The sequence below is a fragment of the [Rhizobium] kunmingense genome, from assembly GCF_977018605.1.
In genome coordinates this window covers 807640-823684 of record NZ_CDRNXG010000002.1, presented here as the reverse complement: position 1 = coordinate 823684, position 16045 = coordinate 807640, and the positions used below count along the sequence as shown (strand labels likewise).

Annotated in this window: 14 protein-coding genes; 9 read left to right on the top strand and 5 right to left on the bottom strand. The window is 59.2% G+C overall.

All coding sequences use genetic code 11. The features are described from left to right. The first annotated feature begins 95 nt into the window (after nucleotides 1–95). The 5 genes from AC0JZ4_RS22330 to AC0JZ4_RS22310 all read left to right on the top strand — a co-directional run bounded on the left by AC0JZ4_RS22330 (nucleotide 96) and on the right by AC0JZ4_RS22310 (nucleotide 6011). Complete coding sequence (locus AC0JZ4_RS22330; RefSeq protein ID WP_471888664.1) at nucleotides 96–986, top strand: LysR family transcriptional regulator; 891 nt, start codon at nucleotides 96–98, stop codon at nucleotides 984–986. Between the two features lie 650 nt (nucleotides 987–1636). After that, entirely contained in the window at nucleotides 1637–2143 is a 507-nt protein-coding gene (locus AC0JZ4_RS22325; RefSeq protein ID WP_471888663.1) for a sigma-70 family RNA polymerase sigma factor, read from the top strand. 75 nt (nucleotides 2144–2218) lie between these two features. After that, nucleotides 2219–3232: a FecR family protein gene (locus AC0JZ4_RS22320; RefSeq protein WP_471888662.1), complete on the top strand. Its 1014-nt coding sequence runs from the start codon at nucleotides 2219–2221 to the stop codon at nucleotides 3230–3232. 248 nt (nucleotides 3233–3480) lie between these two features. Further along, entirely contained in the window at nucleotides 3481–5649 is a 2169-nt protein-coding gene (locus AC0JZ4_RS22315) for a TonB-dependent receptor (RefSeq protein WP_471888661.1), read from the top strand. Nucleotides 5650–5708: 59 nt separating this feature from the next. Further along, complete coding sequence (locus AC0JZ4_RS22310) at nucleotides 5709–6011, top strand: DUF2218 domain-containing protein (RefSeq protein WP_471888660.1); 303 nt, start codon at nucleotides 5709–5711, stop codon at nucleotides 6009–6011. A 180-nt stretch (nucleotides 6012–6191) separates the two neighbouring features. Here AC0JZ4_RS22310 and AC0JZ4_RS22305 read toward each other — a convergent pair whose 3' ends face one another. The 5 genes from AC0JZ4_RS22305 to AC0JZ4_RS22285 all read right to left on the bottom strand — a co-directional run bounded on the left by AC0JZ4_RS22305 (nucleotide 6192) and on the right by AC0JZ4_RS22285 (nucleotide 11247). After that, entirely contained in the window at nucleotides 6192–7196 is a 1005-nt protein-coding gene (locus AC0JZ4_RS22305) for an ABC transporter ATP-binding protein (protein WP_471888659.1), read from the bottom strand. A 12-nt stretch (nucleotides 7197–7208) separates the two neighbouring features. After that, nucleotides 7209–8033 (bottom strand): carbohydrate ABC transporter permease, encoded by an 825-nt coding sequence (locus tag AC0JZ4_RS22300; protein ID WP_471886052.1) that lies wholly within the window; start codon nucleotides 8031–8033, stop codon nucleotides 7209–7211. A gap of 11 nt (nucleotides 8034–8044) precedes the next feature. After that, nucleotides 8045–8917: a carbohydrate ABC transporter permease gene (locus AC0JZ4_RS22295; RefSeq protein WP_471886051.1), complete on the bottom strand. Its 873-nt coding sequence runs from the start codon at nucleotides 8915–8917 to the stop codon at nucleotides 8045–8047. 73 nt (nucleotides 8918–8990) lie between these two features. Next, nucleotides 8991–10262 (bottom strand): D-tagatose-bisphosphate aldolase, class II, non-catalytic subunit, encoded by a 1272-nt coding sequence (locus tag AC0JZ4_RS22290; RefSeq protein WP_471888658.1) that lies wholly within the window; start codon nucleotides 10260–10262, stop codon nucleotides 8991–8993. A gap of 1 nt (nucleotide 10263) precedes the next feature. Further along, nucleotides 10264–11247: a tagatose kinase gene (locus AC0JZ4_RS22285; RefSeq protein ID WP_471888657.1), complete on the bottom strand. Its 984-nt coding sequence runs from the start codon at nucleotides 11245–11247 to the stop codon at nucleotides 10264–10266. Nucleotides 11248–11570: 323 nt separating this feature from the next. On the opposite strand from AC0JZ4_RS22285, the gene AC0JZ4_RS22280 reads away from it, so the two are divergent. The 4 genes from AC0JZ4_RS22280 to AC0JZ4_RS22265 all read left to right on the top strand — a co-directional run bounded on the left by AC0JZ4_RS22280 (nucleotide 11571) and on the right by AC0JZ4_RS22265 (nucleotide 15964). Then, nucleotides 11571–12884 carry an ABC transporter substrate-binding protein gene (locus tag AC0JZ4_RS22280; RefSeq protein ID WP_471888656.1) on the top strand — a complete coding sequence of 438 codons (1314 nt, stop codon included), beginning with the start codon at nucleotides 11571–11573 and terminating at the stop codon, nucleotides 12882–12884. A gap of 139 nt (nucleotides 12885–13023) precedes the next feature. Then, nucleotides 13024–13794 (top strand): L-iditol 2-dehydrogenase, encoded by a 771-nt coding sequence (locus AC0JZ4_RS22275; protein WP_471888655.1) that lies wholly within the window; start codon nucleotides 13024–13026, stop codon nucleotides 13792–13794. 18 nt (nucleotides 13795–13812) lie between these two features. Next, nucleotides 13813–14826: a zinc-dependent alcohol dehydrogenase family protein gene (locus AC0JZ4_RS22270; protein ID WP_471888654.1), complete on the top strand. Its 1014-nt coding sequence runs from the start codon at nucleotides 13813–13815 to the stop codon at nucleotides 14824–14826. Nucleotides 14827–14944: 118 nt separating this feature from the next. Beyond that, nucleotides 14945–15964 carry a LacI family DNA-binding transcriptional regulator gene (locus AC0JZ4_RS22265; RefSeq protein WP_471889066.1) on the top strand — a complete coding sequence of 340 codons (1020 nt, stop codon included), beginning with the start codon at nucleotides 14945–14947 and terminating at the stop codon, nucleotides 15962–15964. The last annotated feature ends 81 nt before the right edge of the window (nucleotides 15965–16045 follow it).

Here is a 16045-nt window from a genome sequence, read left to right as displayed (position 1 = left end):
CAATATGCGCTTCAATTATTTTAACCATCAATTTCATATCTTCATTGAATGGTTTTTATTGAATATACTGATTTTTTACGGAGGATCGGTCAGTCATGAATCTACGGCAGTTGGAAATTCTGGCGGCGGTAATCAGAACCCATTCGACGATCGCGGCGGCCCAGGATCTGGGGATGTCGCAGCCTGCGGTCTCCAACGCGATCAAGAGCGCCGAGGCCTCGCTGGGTTTTCTGCTATTCGAGAGAGTGAACAATCGCCTGATCCCGACACCCGAAGCACAGATTCTTCTCGGTGAGGCGGAACCGCTTTTCCTGATGCGCGACACCGTCATGCAGACCGCGGCTTATCTGAAGGCCGGGCGCAAGGGACGTATCCGGATAGCTGCGACTGCCGAACTTTCGGAATCGCTGATGCCGCAAGTCATTTCCCGCTTCCTGGCGAACCATTTAGGCGTCGAAGTCGCGCTGGAAACGCATCGGCTGGATACCGTGCTGAACTACGTGGAGACAGGCGTCTCTGACATCGGCTTTGCGATGGAGCCTTATCCTAGGCCGTCACTTGAACAAACACCGCTCGCCGCCCTTGATATGGTCTGCGCATTTTCCCCGGACAGCGAACTGGGCAAACTGCAATTTGTGACGCCGGTGGACCTCGACGGCACGCCGGTGATAAAGGCCGGCTCGGGCAGCAGGATCAACAAACTTATTGAGGAGGCTTTTCAAAAGAGCCGGATCATCTTCAATCCGACCGTCGATGTCCGGTTCATGAACGTGGCTGGCTATTGCGTCGAGCAGGGTGTTGGCGTGGCCATTATCGATGAATTGACAGCTTCCTGCCGGCAACACGGTACGATGCGGGTTCTCCCTTTCAGGCCGCGCGTACAGATCACCCTTGCAGCGGTAAGCTCAGGATCCCGCCCGCAGCAGCGTCTCGTTAAATCTCTCGTGAAATACGCTCGCGACGAAGTTGCCAAAAGGCTTCGATAGGCCCGCAAAATGGCCTTTTGGCTTCCAAGACGGAGCCGACACACGAGCGAGCAGTCAAGGCTTGATCGGACGTCGGGTAAGCTGCCTGATACGTGTCCATTCCCACTGCCGGGAGCCGGCAGAGACAAACATTCGCTTACCGTCAAAGGGGTATGAACGACAGCCGTAACAATGCCCTCGCCCAGCCATTCATCGACATGGCAGACGGTGCCGCACCGAGGCGAGCCAGCTTGGAATAAGTGAACCGGCTCGACCGACGATTTCCGGAGCGGATCGGAACCGTATTGCCGGCCTAAAGTCAAAGTCGGCATGGCGCCATGCTGAAAGCATCGGCCATGGCGACTTGAGTTGAACGAAATGGCCTGCGGCAGATACGGCGCAGTTCGTTCTCAGCAATCTCTTAGCTACAAAGATATTGCGGTAGACTTCGCGTGATAAACGCCCGGAACATCAACTTGTATGTGCCGACAGCGCACGCGGACATCACGGATTTCGCTGCCGCGAATTTAATATGACTATCTAATTCATGTTTTTATTGCTAGAAGAACGCAGCCTAAGTTTTCGCAAATCCCGGGTCAGTTCAGTCGATTGACGACGTCTCGGAAGACGGCGTGCACGAACAGTATACCAAGCAGCAGGACCGTCTCGACATGAGCCTTGACGCCGACAGCATATTCATGGGCCACCGGGCGGCGCTGATCAGCTACTCCGCCCGGATCCTGGGATCGCGTGACGCCGCAGAAGACGTGGTTCAAGAAGCTTACTTGCGGTTCGCACCCGACTTCCCGGCACCGGATACAGCACGTCAGGGCCTCGCCTACCTTTACCGCATTGTCCGAAATCTCTCACTCGACATGGTCAAGCGACGCAAGATCGAGCAGCGGGCGCAGGCTCAAGACCCGCCTTTCTGGATCATGCCACATCCATCTGAAACCCCTGAGCAGACGGCGATGTTCTGTGACGAGGTGCGTATCGCCCAGCAAATCTTGGCATCGCTCCCCGAGGACACGCAGATCGCGGTCGAGATGCACCGTCACGGCGGCCAGACCCTTGAAGCCGTGGCGAAGCATCTCGGCGTGTCGGTATCCACTGCACATCGACATGTCAGGACCGCGATGGTGAAGATCGCAATCGCTATCGATAGAAAAAATACCTGAAATCATGATTCACGGCAAAAAATCTATCCGCGATAATCGTTTCTACTCCGGGCAGGCAAATTCGGATAAACCGTCTTGAAATCCGAAGTGAGTATGATGACGCGGCGCGACCAGACAAATGAAGAGCGGATTGAGGAGGCGGCGGACTGGTTTTTGCGCCTGAACGAACCCGCGCGCACGTCTGACGATGAGGAAGCCTTCACCCGCTGGATGAATAGGTCTGCCCAAAACCGTGAAGCCTGGGCGAAAGCCTGTCGAAGCTGGGAAATAATGGGCGCAACGGCACCGACCCTCGCACCTTTCAACCTGTCTCCAGCGAAACACGCCAGACGTGGTGCTGCTGCGGTCGGCCATCGGCGGGTCGGCCGGAGAAGGATGCTTACGATTGGGACTACGGTGCTCGCTGCCTGTCTTGTTGCCACGTTCGCAGCGCCCACATTCCTCACGCGCTTCGAGGCAGACTATACAACGGTCACGGCAGAGGTCCGACGGATCACGCTGCAAGACGGATCGACGGTAGACCTTTCGCCTTCCAGCGCGATCTCGATCCACTTCGACACCGGCCGGCGTCAGGTCCGTCTCCTCTCGGGCCAGGCGTTCTTCGATATCCGCCCGGATGCCACGCGTCCGTTCACAGTCAAGACGAGCGAACTGGATGTCACGGTCGTCGGCACAGCTTTCGACGTGAACATCATGCCTGAAATCGAGACGGTGCAATTGGCGCATGGCATCGTCGATCTTTCAATGACCGCCGGCGTGGACAGGCTACGCATGATCGCCGGCGACACAGTCACGCTCGATCGTGACAGCGGCCATCTGTCCCGTGGGACCACTGACGTCGATACAATAGCTTCATGGCGGGACCGCAAGTTGTTCGTCCAGGACGTTCCGATCTCGACCGTCATCGCGGAACTACAGCGCTACCATCCATCCTGGATCACGATGGCGAGTATCGAACTCGGAAAGCGGCGTATCACGGGTCTCTATGATCTGTCCGACCCTGACCGTGCGCTTGAGGCTCTCGTCAGTCCCTATGGCGGCAAGGTTCATCACGTCTCGCGCTATCTGCGGATCCTCACCCTTTTTTAGCAATGACGCCCCGGTAAATTATCGCAAAATTTTCCGCATCACCGTGAAAAAAGCATCAGCGCTGGTCGTCTTTACCCTGAATGCAAGCAGGGGGCTTGCTGTAAAGGTGTAATAGGAGACGGGGCGGCATGGCGCTTCTGCGGAATGGGGAAATACCGAAGAATGAGACGTGCGGACGCGCATTCGCATTGAGGCTCGCAGCATCGGTGGCGATAGCGACGGTCGCGACACCGCATGCGCCTTCAGCAATGGCACAGACCGCGCAACGGAGTTTCAGCATTCCGGCTCAACCGCTCGCATCGGCGCTGAGAGCATTCGGGCGTCAATCGGGTATCCAGGTAACACTCGCGGCCTCGACCTCCCAAGGCGTGACCTCGCGCGCGGTTTCCGGCACACTCTCGACGGAAGCCGCGCTCGCGCAATTGCTTGAGGGTACGGGCATTTCCTACAGTATCTCGAACGGCACGGCCGTGATTGGCCGGCAGGCGGGCTCCGCAACATCGGGCGCCGGCGGAGCAGAAACCACCTCCCTTGCACCTATCGTTATCGAGGCACAGCGGGTTGGGCAGGGCGACATCGGTGAAACGATCATCGGCGCCGAGCAATTAGAGCGGCTCAATCCCGTAAGCATCGCGGACGTGTTTCGCGAGGACGCGGGCGTGCAGGTCGGAAGCTCCCTGCCCATGTCGCAGAAGGTCTATGTTCACGGTGTCGAGGAAACCAATCTCGCCGTCAGTATCGATGGTGCGCGCCAGAACAACAAGGTCTTCCATCACAATGCAACCAACCTGATCGATCCTTCGATCCTGAAAGCCGTCGACGTGGATGCCGGAATCGCACCGGCAGACGCCGGCCCCGGCGCACTTGCCGGTGCGATCAATTACGAAACCAAGGATGCTGCCGATCTTCTGGAAGATGGAAAGTCATTCGGCGGTTTCGTTACATCCACTTATAATTTCAACAGCGATACCTCCGTAACCGGCATTTCGGCCTACGGGCAAAAGGACGGTTTTGATTTCCTCGGCTACTTCACCTTCGGCAAGGGGAATGAGTTCAACAACGGAAACGGAAACAGGATCGCGGGAACCGAGACCAATCTTCTGAGTGGCCTTGGCAAGATCGGCTACGAGTTCGAGAGCGGTGATCGTATCGAGATCAGCCATGACCGGGTCGTTGACGACGCGCCGCGACCTTATCGCGCGAATGCGGGTTTCGTAGTCGTCCCGCGACTGGAACCCGTTATCCGGGACTACACGCTCGATCGACAGAACACCGTTTTCACCTACACGGACGAGACGCCTGAAGGTTGGTGGGATCCAACCGTCAAACTTGCCTATGGTGCGACCGAAGTCACGGTTCCGATTTTCCGCGGTCTTGATCCAATCTATGACGATACGGGCAAGACCTCGACCTTCAACGGCAAGTTCGAAAACAAATTCTCCTTCGACATCGGCAACGTGGTCGCCGGCATTGATTTTTATAACGACAGGGCAACGCTTGATGACCCCTTCGAGCCCGGCACTGAGAAGGCGCAGAATGTCGGACTATATGCCCAGGCTCGTCTTGAACCGTGGGACCGAACCCGCTTATCCTTCGGTGGACGCGCCGACCACCAATGGTTCACCGGTATCGATAATAGCGACTTCACCAATTCCGGCATCAGCGCGAATATTTCCGGCGAGTACGATCTCACTGACATTTTCACTGCCAAGGCAGGTTTCTCCCGCGTCTGGGCAGGTGTGCCTCTGACCGAGAACTTCATCATAAATCCCGCATGGGACTACGGCGACGATGGCCCGCGACCAGTAACCGCCAAGAATTACATGATCGGATTGGAGGCCGAATATGAGGGCTTCACTGCCGAGGCCAGCCTGTTCAGAACGGACATCTCCAATGCCCGCGTGCCGCTTTACAATCTGGCTGCCGGCGGTGCGTTACGCAATCGTGACCTTAAGTCCAAGGGCTTCGAGATCGGCGCGGGTTATGAGTGGACGAGCGGTTATGTGAAGGTCAAATACGTGCACATCGATGTGGACGTCGACGGCCTTCCCGCAAGCTCGGACAGCGGCAACTATCTGGCCTCTCCGGTCGGCGATATCATTACGATTACTGCTGCCCATATATTCGAAGACTGGAACCTGACGATCGGCGGCGACATCGAGATCGCACCGGAATACGATCACGTCGCGGCAAATGACGAAGGTGAGAAGATCCCCTATGCTGCCTACGAAGTCGTCAACATGTTCGCCGAATGGAAGCCGGAGCAGTTGAACCACTTCACCTTCCGGGCCGAGGTAAGGAACCTGTTCGACAAGACCTATTCGGATCGTGCAACATACGGTCAGGAATTCGGCAATGTCACGCCACTCTATGAGCCGGGACGCAGTTTCCTGATCACGGCGAAGGCGACGTTCTAGGCGTAAACGCTGGCGCCTACGGGTGGTACCCTTCAGCGCCAGCCAGGAGGTGGTACGTGATGGAAACCCTGGCAATCCTGAAAACCGAGCACGCGGCAAAATATCTGACGCAGCTCTGCAGGCATTTTGCCCACAAGATCGACGTTACCTGTGAAGGTGACCGCGGTGAATGCCGCTTTTCCTGCGGCACCGCAGTTATCGAAGCGAGGGACGACAGGCTGCAGATAACGGCCACCTCCCCTGACGAAATGCAGTTGATCGAGACCAAGGCAGTCGTGGAGCGGCATCTCGTCCGCTTCGCCTTTAGGGAGGCGATCGGTCCCTTGCAATGGAAATTGCTGAGCGCGAATACCGACGAATAGGGCAATGTTAGTCATACACCGACATCTGTATCGGGGAAGCAAACGCAATGCCGGGGACCTTGGCTGGCTGTTTCCAAACTCCAGCAGTCGGCCTTTCGGACAGAACCTTTGTCAGATGCTGGCGATGAATGGCACAGTGATCCCTTCACGCACGGGTATCCGTTAAGTTGTCAGGATCAATCAGGGCTTGATTGCCAGGCCCTTGTCGTCGAAACGGTGCAGTCTTGTTTCATCCGGCGTCAGGTAGACTGTATCGCCGTGCTTTGCGCCGAACTCGCCGCCGGCACGCGCCGTCATCTGGCCGATGCCATCGACGTCGAGATGCAGGAAGGTGTCGGCGCCCAGATGTTCGGCAACCGAGACGGTGCCCTTCCAGGTACCGCTCTCCTTCGACAGCGTCATGTGCTCGGGGCGGATACCGGCGGTGACGGCACCCTTCGCCTTGGCATAGTCGCCGGTGATCATGTTCATCCGCGGCGAGCCGATGAAGCCCGCCACGAACAGGTTGCGCGGCGTGTTGTAGAGGTCCATCGGCGAACCGACCTGCTCGATATTGCCGCGGTTGAGAACGACGATCTTGTCGGCCATGGTCATGGCTTCGATCTGGTCGTGGGTGACGTAGATCATCGTCGTCTTCAGCTGGTTGTGCAGATCGCTGATTTCCAGACGCATCGTCCCGCGCAGCGCCGCATCGAGGTTGGACAGCGGCTCGTCGAAAAGGAAGGCCGACGGTTCGCGCACGATCGCCCGGCCGATCGCCACGCGCTGACGCTGGCCGCCGGAAAGCTGCGACGGACGGCGCTCCAGATAGTCGGTGAGGTTCAGAACCTTGGCGGCATCCTCGACTTTTTTGTCGATCTTCGCCTGATCCATCTTCGCCATCTTCAGCGGGAAGGCGATGTTCTTCCTGACCGTCATATGCGGATAGAGCGCGTAGGACTGGAACACCATGGCAAGCCCGCGGGCGGCCGGGGCCGCTTCCGTCACATCCTTGCCGTCGATGGTGATCGTGCCGCCGGTGACGTCTTCCAGGCCGGCGATCAGGCGCAAGAGCGTCGACTTGCCGCTACCCGACGGGCCGACGAAGACGACGAACTCGCCATCCTTGATTTCCAGATCGACCGACGGGATGACCTTGGCTTCGCCGAAATGTTTCTGAACGCCTTTGAGAGTAATGCTTCCCATGAGAGGTATTCCTTACTTAACCGCGCCAAACGTGAGGCCGCGAACGAGTTGCTTCTGGCTGAACCAGCCGAGGATGAGGATGGGTGCGATCGCCATGGTCGAGGCGGCCGAAAGCTTTGCCCAGAACAGGCCCTGCGGTGACGAGAACGAGGCGATGAAGGCCGTCAGCGGCGCCGCATTGGTCGTCGTCAGCTGGATCGTCCAGAACGCTTCGTTCCAGGCAAGGATGATGTTCAGGAGCAGCGTCGAGGCGATGCCCGGCACGGCCATCGGCGTCAGCACGTAGACGATCTCTTTCCACAGGCTCGCACCGTCCATCCTGGCGGCTTCCAGGATCTCGCCGGGAATTTCGCGGAAGTAGGTGTAGAGCATCCACACCACGATCGGCAGGTTGATCAGCGTCAGCATGACGGTGAGGCCGATGCGGCTGTCGAGCAGGCCGAAATTGCGGAACAGGATGAAGATCGGCAGCAGCACCGCGACCGCCGGCATCATCTTGGTCGACAGCATCCACATCAGGATGTCCTTCGTCCGCTTGGTCGGCGAGAACGCCATCGCCCACGCGGCCGGGATCGCGATGATCAGCGCCAGGATGGTGGAGCCGACCGACAGGATGACCGAGTTCATGAACGGCTTGAAGTAATCACGCTGCGTCTGCACCGTGACATAGTTCTCGAACGTGCCGGACGGGATGAGCGAGAAGCCGGCAATGGCTTCCTGTTCCGTCTTCAGGCTGGTGACGAATGCGTAGAGGATCGGAAAGAAGATGACGAGTGCCACGACCCATGCGGCGATGGTCCAGCCGATCTTGGCTCCGGTTGTTACTTTGCGTGCCATGATCTTCTCCCCTACTTGTCCAGGTTCTTGCCGACGGCGCGCATCAGGAAGATGGCGACGATATTGGCGAGAACGACCGCGATGATACCACCTGCCGCACCGCCGCCGACGTCATAGCCTAGACGTGCAGTACGATAGATGAGGAAGGTGAGGTTGGTCGAAGCGTAGCCCGGTCCGCCATTGGTGGTGACGAGGATTTCCGCATAGATGCCGAGCAGGAAGATCGTCTGGATCAGGATGACGACGGTAACGGCGCGTGAAAGATGCGGCACCGTCAGGTAGATGAAGCGGTTGAAGAAGTTCGCGCCGTCCATCTCCGCTGCTTCCCTCTGCTCGCTGTCGAGCGACTGGAGCGCGGTGAGCAGGATCAGCGTCGCGAATGGCAGCCACTGCCAGGCGACGATGATGATCACGGAAAACAACGGGTACTGCGCAAACCAGTCCACCGGCTGTGCGCCAAAAAACTTGGCGATGTCGGCAAACACGCCGTAGCCCGGATGCATGATCATGTTCTTCCAGATCAATGCGGCCACCGGCGGCATGACGAAGAACGGCGAGATGACGAGGATGCGCACGATGCCCTGGCCGAAGATCGGCTGGTCGAGCAGCAGAGCGATCGCGGTTCCGCCGATGACGGTGATGGCGAGCACGCCGAGCACCAGAACCAGCGTGTTCCAGATCGACTGGAAGAAGGCGGGGTCGGTGTAGAAATACTGGTAATTGAAGAAGCCGGCGAACGAGACATTCATCGGCGTCAGGAGATTGTAGTTCTGGAACGAATAGTACAGCGTCATTGCGAGCGGCACGATCATCCAGATCAGAAGAACGATGACGGAGGGCGCCATCATCAGGCGTGCCAACGTCTTGGTATTCTGCGTTGCCATACACTCCCCCAAAGAAGACGGAGATCTCTGCACATGAGCAGAGATCGAAACATTTGTGCGGTTGCGGTAAGGTTCAGGCGGCTTTCGGCCGAGCCGCACGATCATAGGTGCCCAGCACTCCATCGACGGCGGCGATGAGAATCTGCTCCATCCCGGAATCATCAGTCAGTGCGTGCTGTGGCAGATACTGGCGCAGAAGAGGCTCGGGGATACGCCTGCCGTTGAGGGCCTTGGACAATGCGTCCACGGCTGCACTGGCCTCAGGCCTGTTCCAATAATAGCGGATACGGTCGCTGTAGCTGTAGTGTCGCTGGAGGCGAAGCGATGGGTCGTCGCCATGATAGTGGCCCTGCCAGTCGCCCGGATGCTCGGCCATGAGCTTCTCCATCGTCATCGCCAGCGGTCGATTTCCATAGGACGGCTCCAGCTCCGAAGCGATCATGTCGAGCGCGTAGAGTGCCTCGCGGTAGGCAAACGTCAGACCGGGGCCGACCTTCAGGATCGCGAACCCATTTTTCACCAGGGAGGCGAGCGCCTCCTCGGGCTGGTAGTCCGTCGAGTGCGCCTCGAAGACAAGCCGATCATCGTCGCGCAGGACCGCGGCCAGGGTCTGTGCTCTCGGTGGATCGTAGACAATGACGTTCTCGCTGCCGAATTCGACGCCGGGCTGAACGACGAACGCAAGGACACGATTGAACGCGTCGGCAAGTCCCGCCGCTTCGAAGATTTCGCGGTGTATCGCAATCGTGGCCCGGGCGGCATCCGGCGACGTGGGCTCCACTGTGTCAAGCACGTGGTCGGCACCACCGGGTACCGGGACTTCGGTCCCGAGGACATAGACGGGCATCGGAAGGCCTGCCGTCTTCGCAGCCTCCTCCGCGACAGCGCAAAGAGCAGCAGCGCGCCCGGCAATTGTCCGGTCGTCGAGCGCGATCGGTTCGCCTGCGCATCCCATCGAAGTATCGATGTGGAGCTTGCTGAATCCTGCCAAAACATAGGCTCGCACCATGTCGCGCGCCTTGCCCAGCGCCTCCTCGGCCGGCTCCTTGCGCCATGGATTCGGACCGAGGTGATCGCCACCGAAAATCACCAGATCCCGGCGCAGCCCCTCCTCGTCCGCAATCTTCCCGACGAGATCCACGAAGTCGGCCGGTGTCATCCCGGTATAGCCACCGAGATGGTTCACCTGGTTACAGGTGGCCTCGATCAGGACATGCCTTTCGGTGATACGGGCACGGCGTACAGCCGCACGCAACACGACCGGATGGGCCGAGCACACCGACGTTATCCCGAATGGCGTACCTTCGACGCGAGCTGATGCCAGTTTCAGAAGATGCTTGCTCATGTCAGTTGTCCGATCGGTTGGCTTGGATGAATTGATCGAGTTCCGCGAAGCTTGAGACGCCTTCCATCGGCCCCCGGCGCGTGACCGTCCGTGCTCCGGCGGCGTTGGCGTAGCGGAGCGCATCTTCGGGAGTTCTCCCCTGGCGGCGGCAGGTGACGTAGGTCGCGCCGAAACAGTCGCCGGCTCCGGTCGGATCGACCTCTTCGACGATGAAAGCCGGGCAGTCCAAACTCTGCCCCGACACGAAACAGGATGAACCCTGTGCACCGCGCTTGAGAACGATCTCCGAGACGCCGGATGAAAGGAGCGCGCCGACTGCTTCCGCCTCGTCGTCGGCACCTGCGGCAATCGCGAGCTCCTCACCCGACGGGAGAAGGAGATCGGTGACCGCAAGGATCTGGTCCAGCCGCCTACGGGCATCGCCCTGTCCGGAGAGCAGTTCCTTGCGGATGTTGGGATCGAAGGACACCGAGCCGCCGCGCGACTTCACGACCGCGACCGCCTCCATCAGTATTTCCGCGATCCCCGGAATGGCGAAGGCCGATCCCATGACATGTACGTGCCCTGCCCGTGCGATCAGCCTCCTGGCATTGTCGGTCATGCGGATCATGCCTGACGCAGACTTGGCGATATTGAAGACGAAGTCCCGGGCACCGTCCTGGCGGTAGCGCACAAATGCGCTTCCGGTGGGCATGTCGGGCAGGATCTCGATGGCAGTAACATCCGCTCCGTCCCTCTCAAGGCGATCGATGTTGAGGCGACCGAAGTCGTCCTCTCCGACGGCTGAAATGATCCCGGCGGGGCTTCCAAGCCTTGCAACCTGATCGATGAAGATAGCGGGAGCGCCGCTCGGGAACGGGCCGATCAGCGGCTGCGGCTCCATGAAGCCGGCCCCGATGGAAGTCGACATGATCTCCACCAGTATCTCGCCTGCGGTGATCGTGGGCCCAAGCGCCTCCGGGGCCAGAGGGGATGCTATTTTCATGGTTCCTCCCAGATGCTCGCCGTCCGTGGGCAATGCCCCAAAACTGATGCAGCAATAGAATCGAGCCGATCATCAGTCAACATAATTTAACACGCGTAAACTTTTGCAGCGCAATAGAAAGAGAGTGGAGACCGAATAAACAGCAAGTGAAATCAGCGCCTTGAATATTGCTGCACGAGCGACATTGCCTATTTTCGGCGCATAATGAATTTTCTGCAGGCAATTTTCGCATTTCGTCCGACTTGACAAAGAACCCCTTCGACGAAATAAAAGTTTACATGCGTAAGCTTTACGCACCAACACTCGCAATGGAGGAGATTGTCATGAGTGTGAAGGCCAGCATTCTTTTGTCGTCAGTCGTCGGATTCGGCCTTATCGCCGGCATGGCGCAAGCCGAGGAAATCACCGTCGCTACCGTTAACAACGGCGACATGATCATCATGCAGAAGCTCTCCACCAAATGGGAGCAGGAAACGGGGAATAAGATCAACTGGGTCGTCCTTGAGGAGAACGTCCTGCGCGAGCGCGTCACGACCGACATCGCGACGGGCAGCGGCCAGTTCGACATCATGACAATCGGCGGATACGAGGCTCCGATCTGGGGCAAGTCCGGATGGCTGTCCGCAGTTGATGATCTGGGCGACGATTACGACTACGACGACCTTCTCGATCCTATCAAGAAGGGCCTCACCGTCGATGGCAAGCTCTATGCGGTGCCCTTCTATACCGAGAGCTCGTTCACGCTATACCGCAAGGACCTGTTCGAAGCTGCCGGCATCAAGATGCCTGAGCAGCCGACATACGAGCAGATCAAGGAATATGCTGCCAAGCTCACCGACAAGTCCAAGGGACAAAGCGGCATCTGCTTGCGCGGCAAGCCGGGCTGGGGCGAGAACATGGCTTTCTTCGGCACGATGGTGAACACCTATGGTGGCCGCTGGTTCGACATGGACTGGAAGCCGCAGCTCAATACAGAACCGTGGAAGAAGGCGACCACCGATTACGTGGAACTGCTGAGCAAATACGGCCCGCAGGGTGCCACCGCCAACGGCTTCAACGAGAACCAGACACTCTTCGCCTCCGGACGTTGCGCGATGTGGATCGACGCCACCTCGGCGGCAGGCCGCGTGTACGATCCCAAGCAGAGCCAGGTCGCGGACAAGGTGGCATTCACACGTTCCCCGGTCGCGGTCACGCCTGCTGGTTCAAGCTGGTCGTGGTCGTGGAACCTCGCCATCCCTGCAACCACCAAGAAGGGTGAAACTGCGCGGTCGTTCCTGAAGTGGGCGACCTCGAAGGACTACGTGAAGCTGGTCGGCGAATCCGAAGGTTGGGTTGCCGTTCCTCCGGGAACCCGCAAGTCGACCTACGCCCTGCCTGAATACCAGAAGGCAGCCCCGTTCGCGGCAACCGTTCTCGAGGCGATCATGTCTGCAGACCCGTCGAAGCCCACCAAGGATCCGGTGCCTTACACCGGCGTCCAGTTCGTCGCCATTCCTGAGTTCCAGGCGATCGGCACGTTTGTCGGTCAGCAGATCAGCGCAGCACTTGCCGGACAGCAGTCCGTTGATGCCACGCTGGAGGCAGCCCAGAGCCAGGTGACCCGCGACATGACGCGCGCAGGCTACATCAAGTAAGACGTCAGCCTGCCTTCGTGGCAGGTCCTCCCGAGGGGAGCCCGGCGGCAAGCCGCCGGGCTCTGACCCGGGCTTCTGAGTTCGTAACCGTGAACAGCCGGGTTCCCATGAGTGGATCGGCGTGTCGGAGATCAAAGACATGAGACTGAAAGACAAGGTCGCCCTCATCACTGGCGGCGCGAGAGGCATCGGGCTTGGCTTCGCCGAAGCATTCGCAGCCGAAGGCGCGAAAATCGTCATCGCCGACATCAATATCGAACGCGCGACGGAAGCTGCCTCCGGCATCGGCCCAGCCGCCAAGGCGGTCAAGCTCGACGTGACTGATGTCGCCGATATCGACCGCGTTGTGAAGGCGATCGACGAGGAGTTCGGTGGCATCGACATCCTGGTCAACAATGCCGCGATCTTCGACATGGCTCCGATCAACGGCATCACCGAGGAAAGCTACCAGAAGGTCATGGACGTGAACCTCAAGGGACCGCTCTTCGTCATGCGTGCGGTCTCCAATGTCATGATCGACCGTAAGCGTGGCGGCAAAATCATCAACATGGCAAGCCAGGCCGGGCGCCGCGGCGAAGCTCTGGTTACCCTCTATTGTGCATCGAAGGCAGCAATCATATCCGCCACCCAGTCGGCAGCGCTTGCCCTCGTCAAGCACGGCATCAACGTCAACGCGATTGCGCCGGGCGTGGTGGATGGCGAACACTGGGATGTCGTCGACGCCAAGTTTGCGGAATGGGAAGGCCTGAAGCCGGGCGAGAAGAAGGCTCAGGTCGCCAAGTCAGTGCCCATCGGTCGCTTCGCCACGCCGGACGACATCAAGGGACTGGCTCTTTTCCTCGCCTCCTCCGACAGCGACTACATTCTCGCCCAGACGTACAACGTCGACGGCGGAAACTGGATGAACTGACACGGGAGCGCCGGAACAATGAAGGCCATTCAATTCCTGGACAAGGGCGAAGCGGCCCTAGTCGACCTCCCTGCCCGCGAAACTGTTCCAGAAGGACATGCGCTGATACGGGTGCGGGCCTCTGGCCTTTGCCACACGGATATCGACGTCCTCCACGCGCGGTATGGTCCGGGCGGTTTCCCGGTGATCCCTGGACATGAATATGCCGGCGAGATCGTCGCGCTCGGATCAGGCACGTCGGGCTTCGACGTCGGAGCCCGTGTCGTGGTCGACCCCAATCTTCCGTGCGGTGTCTGCGCCTCCTGCCACAAGGGCCTAAGCAATCTCTGCTCGGATCTGAAGGCCTACGGCGTGACCCATGATGGCGGGTTCGGAGAATACAGCGTCGTCCGATGCGATCAGATCCACGACATCGGCGACCTGCCGTTCGAAGTCGCGGCCCTTGCTGAACCTCTCGCCTGCGCCCTTAACGGTTTGGGAGCCGCGGGCGTCGGACCTGGTGAACGGCCACCTGAGCAAGCAGTCATCTTCGGCGCCGGCCCCATCGGTCTTCTGCTGGGTCTGTCACTCAGGGCTCGGGGTGTGGGAAGCGTCACCATGGCCGATGTCAACGAGAGCAGGCTTGCGTTCGCATCCTCGCTTGGTCTCGGCGCCGCCGTCTCCGGTTCGGATACCCTATCATCGCAGCGGCATGGCTTCGATTTCGTCGCCGACGCAACCGGAGTTCCGGCTGTTGTCGAGAGCATGATCGATTTGGTGGCCGACGGTGGAACAGCCCTTCTGTTCGGGGTCTGCCCGCCCTCGGCCACCGTCGCGGTCCACCCATTCGAGGTCTTCCGGCGGCAATTGAAGATTGTCGGCTCGCATTCCCTGAACCGAAACATTCCGGAGGCGCTAGAAATCCTCAACGCCGATGATGGCAGCATCGCTCGGCTCGTAAGCCACAAGCTGCCCCTCGAAGAGATGTTGCCGTTCTTCCTGGCCAAGCCGTCCGATCCTGCGACCATGAAGGTGCAATTCGTATCAGTGTGAGGCCCTTTTCGCTGCTGGCCGTTGCGACGGGACACCGGGCTTCCATCGTGGCCGCCCGATGTTAAAAGAAGCGGGCCTACCTACCACGGAGCGTGACGTGCCAAGACCGATCAAGACGATGGAAGACTTCTCCGAGTTCGTTGGGCTCTCGCGCCCCACGGTTTCGAAGTACTTCAACGATCCTTCGTCGGTCCGCAAGAAGACGCGCGAAACGATCGAGGAGGCTTTGAAGAAATCCGGTTTCAAGCCGAACATGTTCGCGGTCAACCTGAACCGCCGCCGGAGCAACATCATCGGGATCGTCGTGCCGAGCACGCTGGACCCGTTCTTCATGGCGCTCACGCGACGCATAGAGATCATCGCCAGCGAGGCGGGCTTTCTGGCCTTGCTTCTGTCTTCGGATGGTCGCGCCGACATCGAGGACGAGGCCGTGAAGACGTTCCGATCGATGAACGTCGCGGGGGCCATCGTGGCCCCGGTCTTCAGACGCGGCGGCAGCTCATCCCTCGACCATCTCGGCAAGAACATCCCGACCGTCTACGTCGACACTCCACCCGACACCGGAGCCGCCTATGTCGGCACCGACAACCGTCAGAGTTTCGGTCTCATCGTCGACTATCTCTGCCGGTCCGGCGAGCCGCCCTGCTTTTTCGGCATGCCTGAAGTGAACACGAATGCGATCGAGCGGCGCAACGCGTATAACGAGGCCATGACGGCGAGGCACTTGGCTCCGCAAATCCTCACGCTTTCCGATGCCGCGACATGGGACTTCGAGCGGTTTGCATTCGAGGAGGCGATGCGGCTTTTCGAGAACGTTGCCCGCCTCCCCACTAGGACGATCGTCTGTGCCAACGATCGTCTCGCCTTCGGAGTCATCGCCGCCGCCTGGCAGAAGGGTTTGAAGGTCGGCCACGGGCCGGATTGCGATATTCGAATTGCCGGCCACGACGACCATCCGCTGTCCCAATATGCGTGTCCTCCGCTGACGACCGTGAAACAGAACTACAACGACATCGGAAGGCTCGCCATCGGACTGCTGTTCAAGATGCTGGGCGAGAAGGTCGAGGACAGTGAAATCCAGAATGGTCGGGATCAGATCCTGCTCAAATCGGAACTCATGCTCAGAGCGTCGGCCTGACCAGCCATCGAGGAAACCGCGATGTCATCTTGAGAGATGAGCCGTACGATCTTGAATGGATCTGAGTTGCGCATCCGCGCC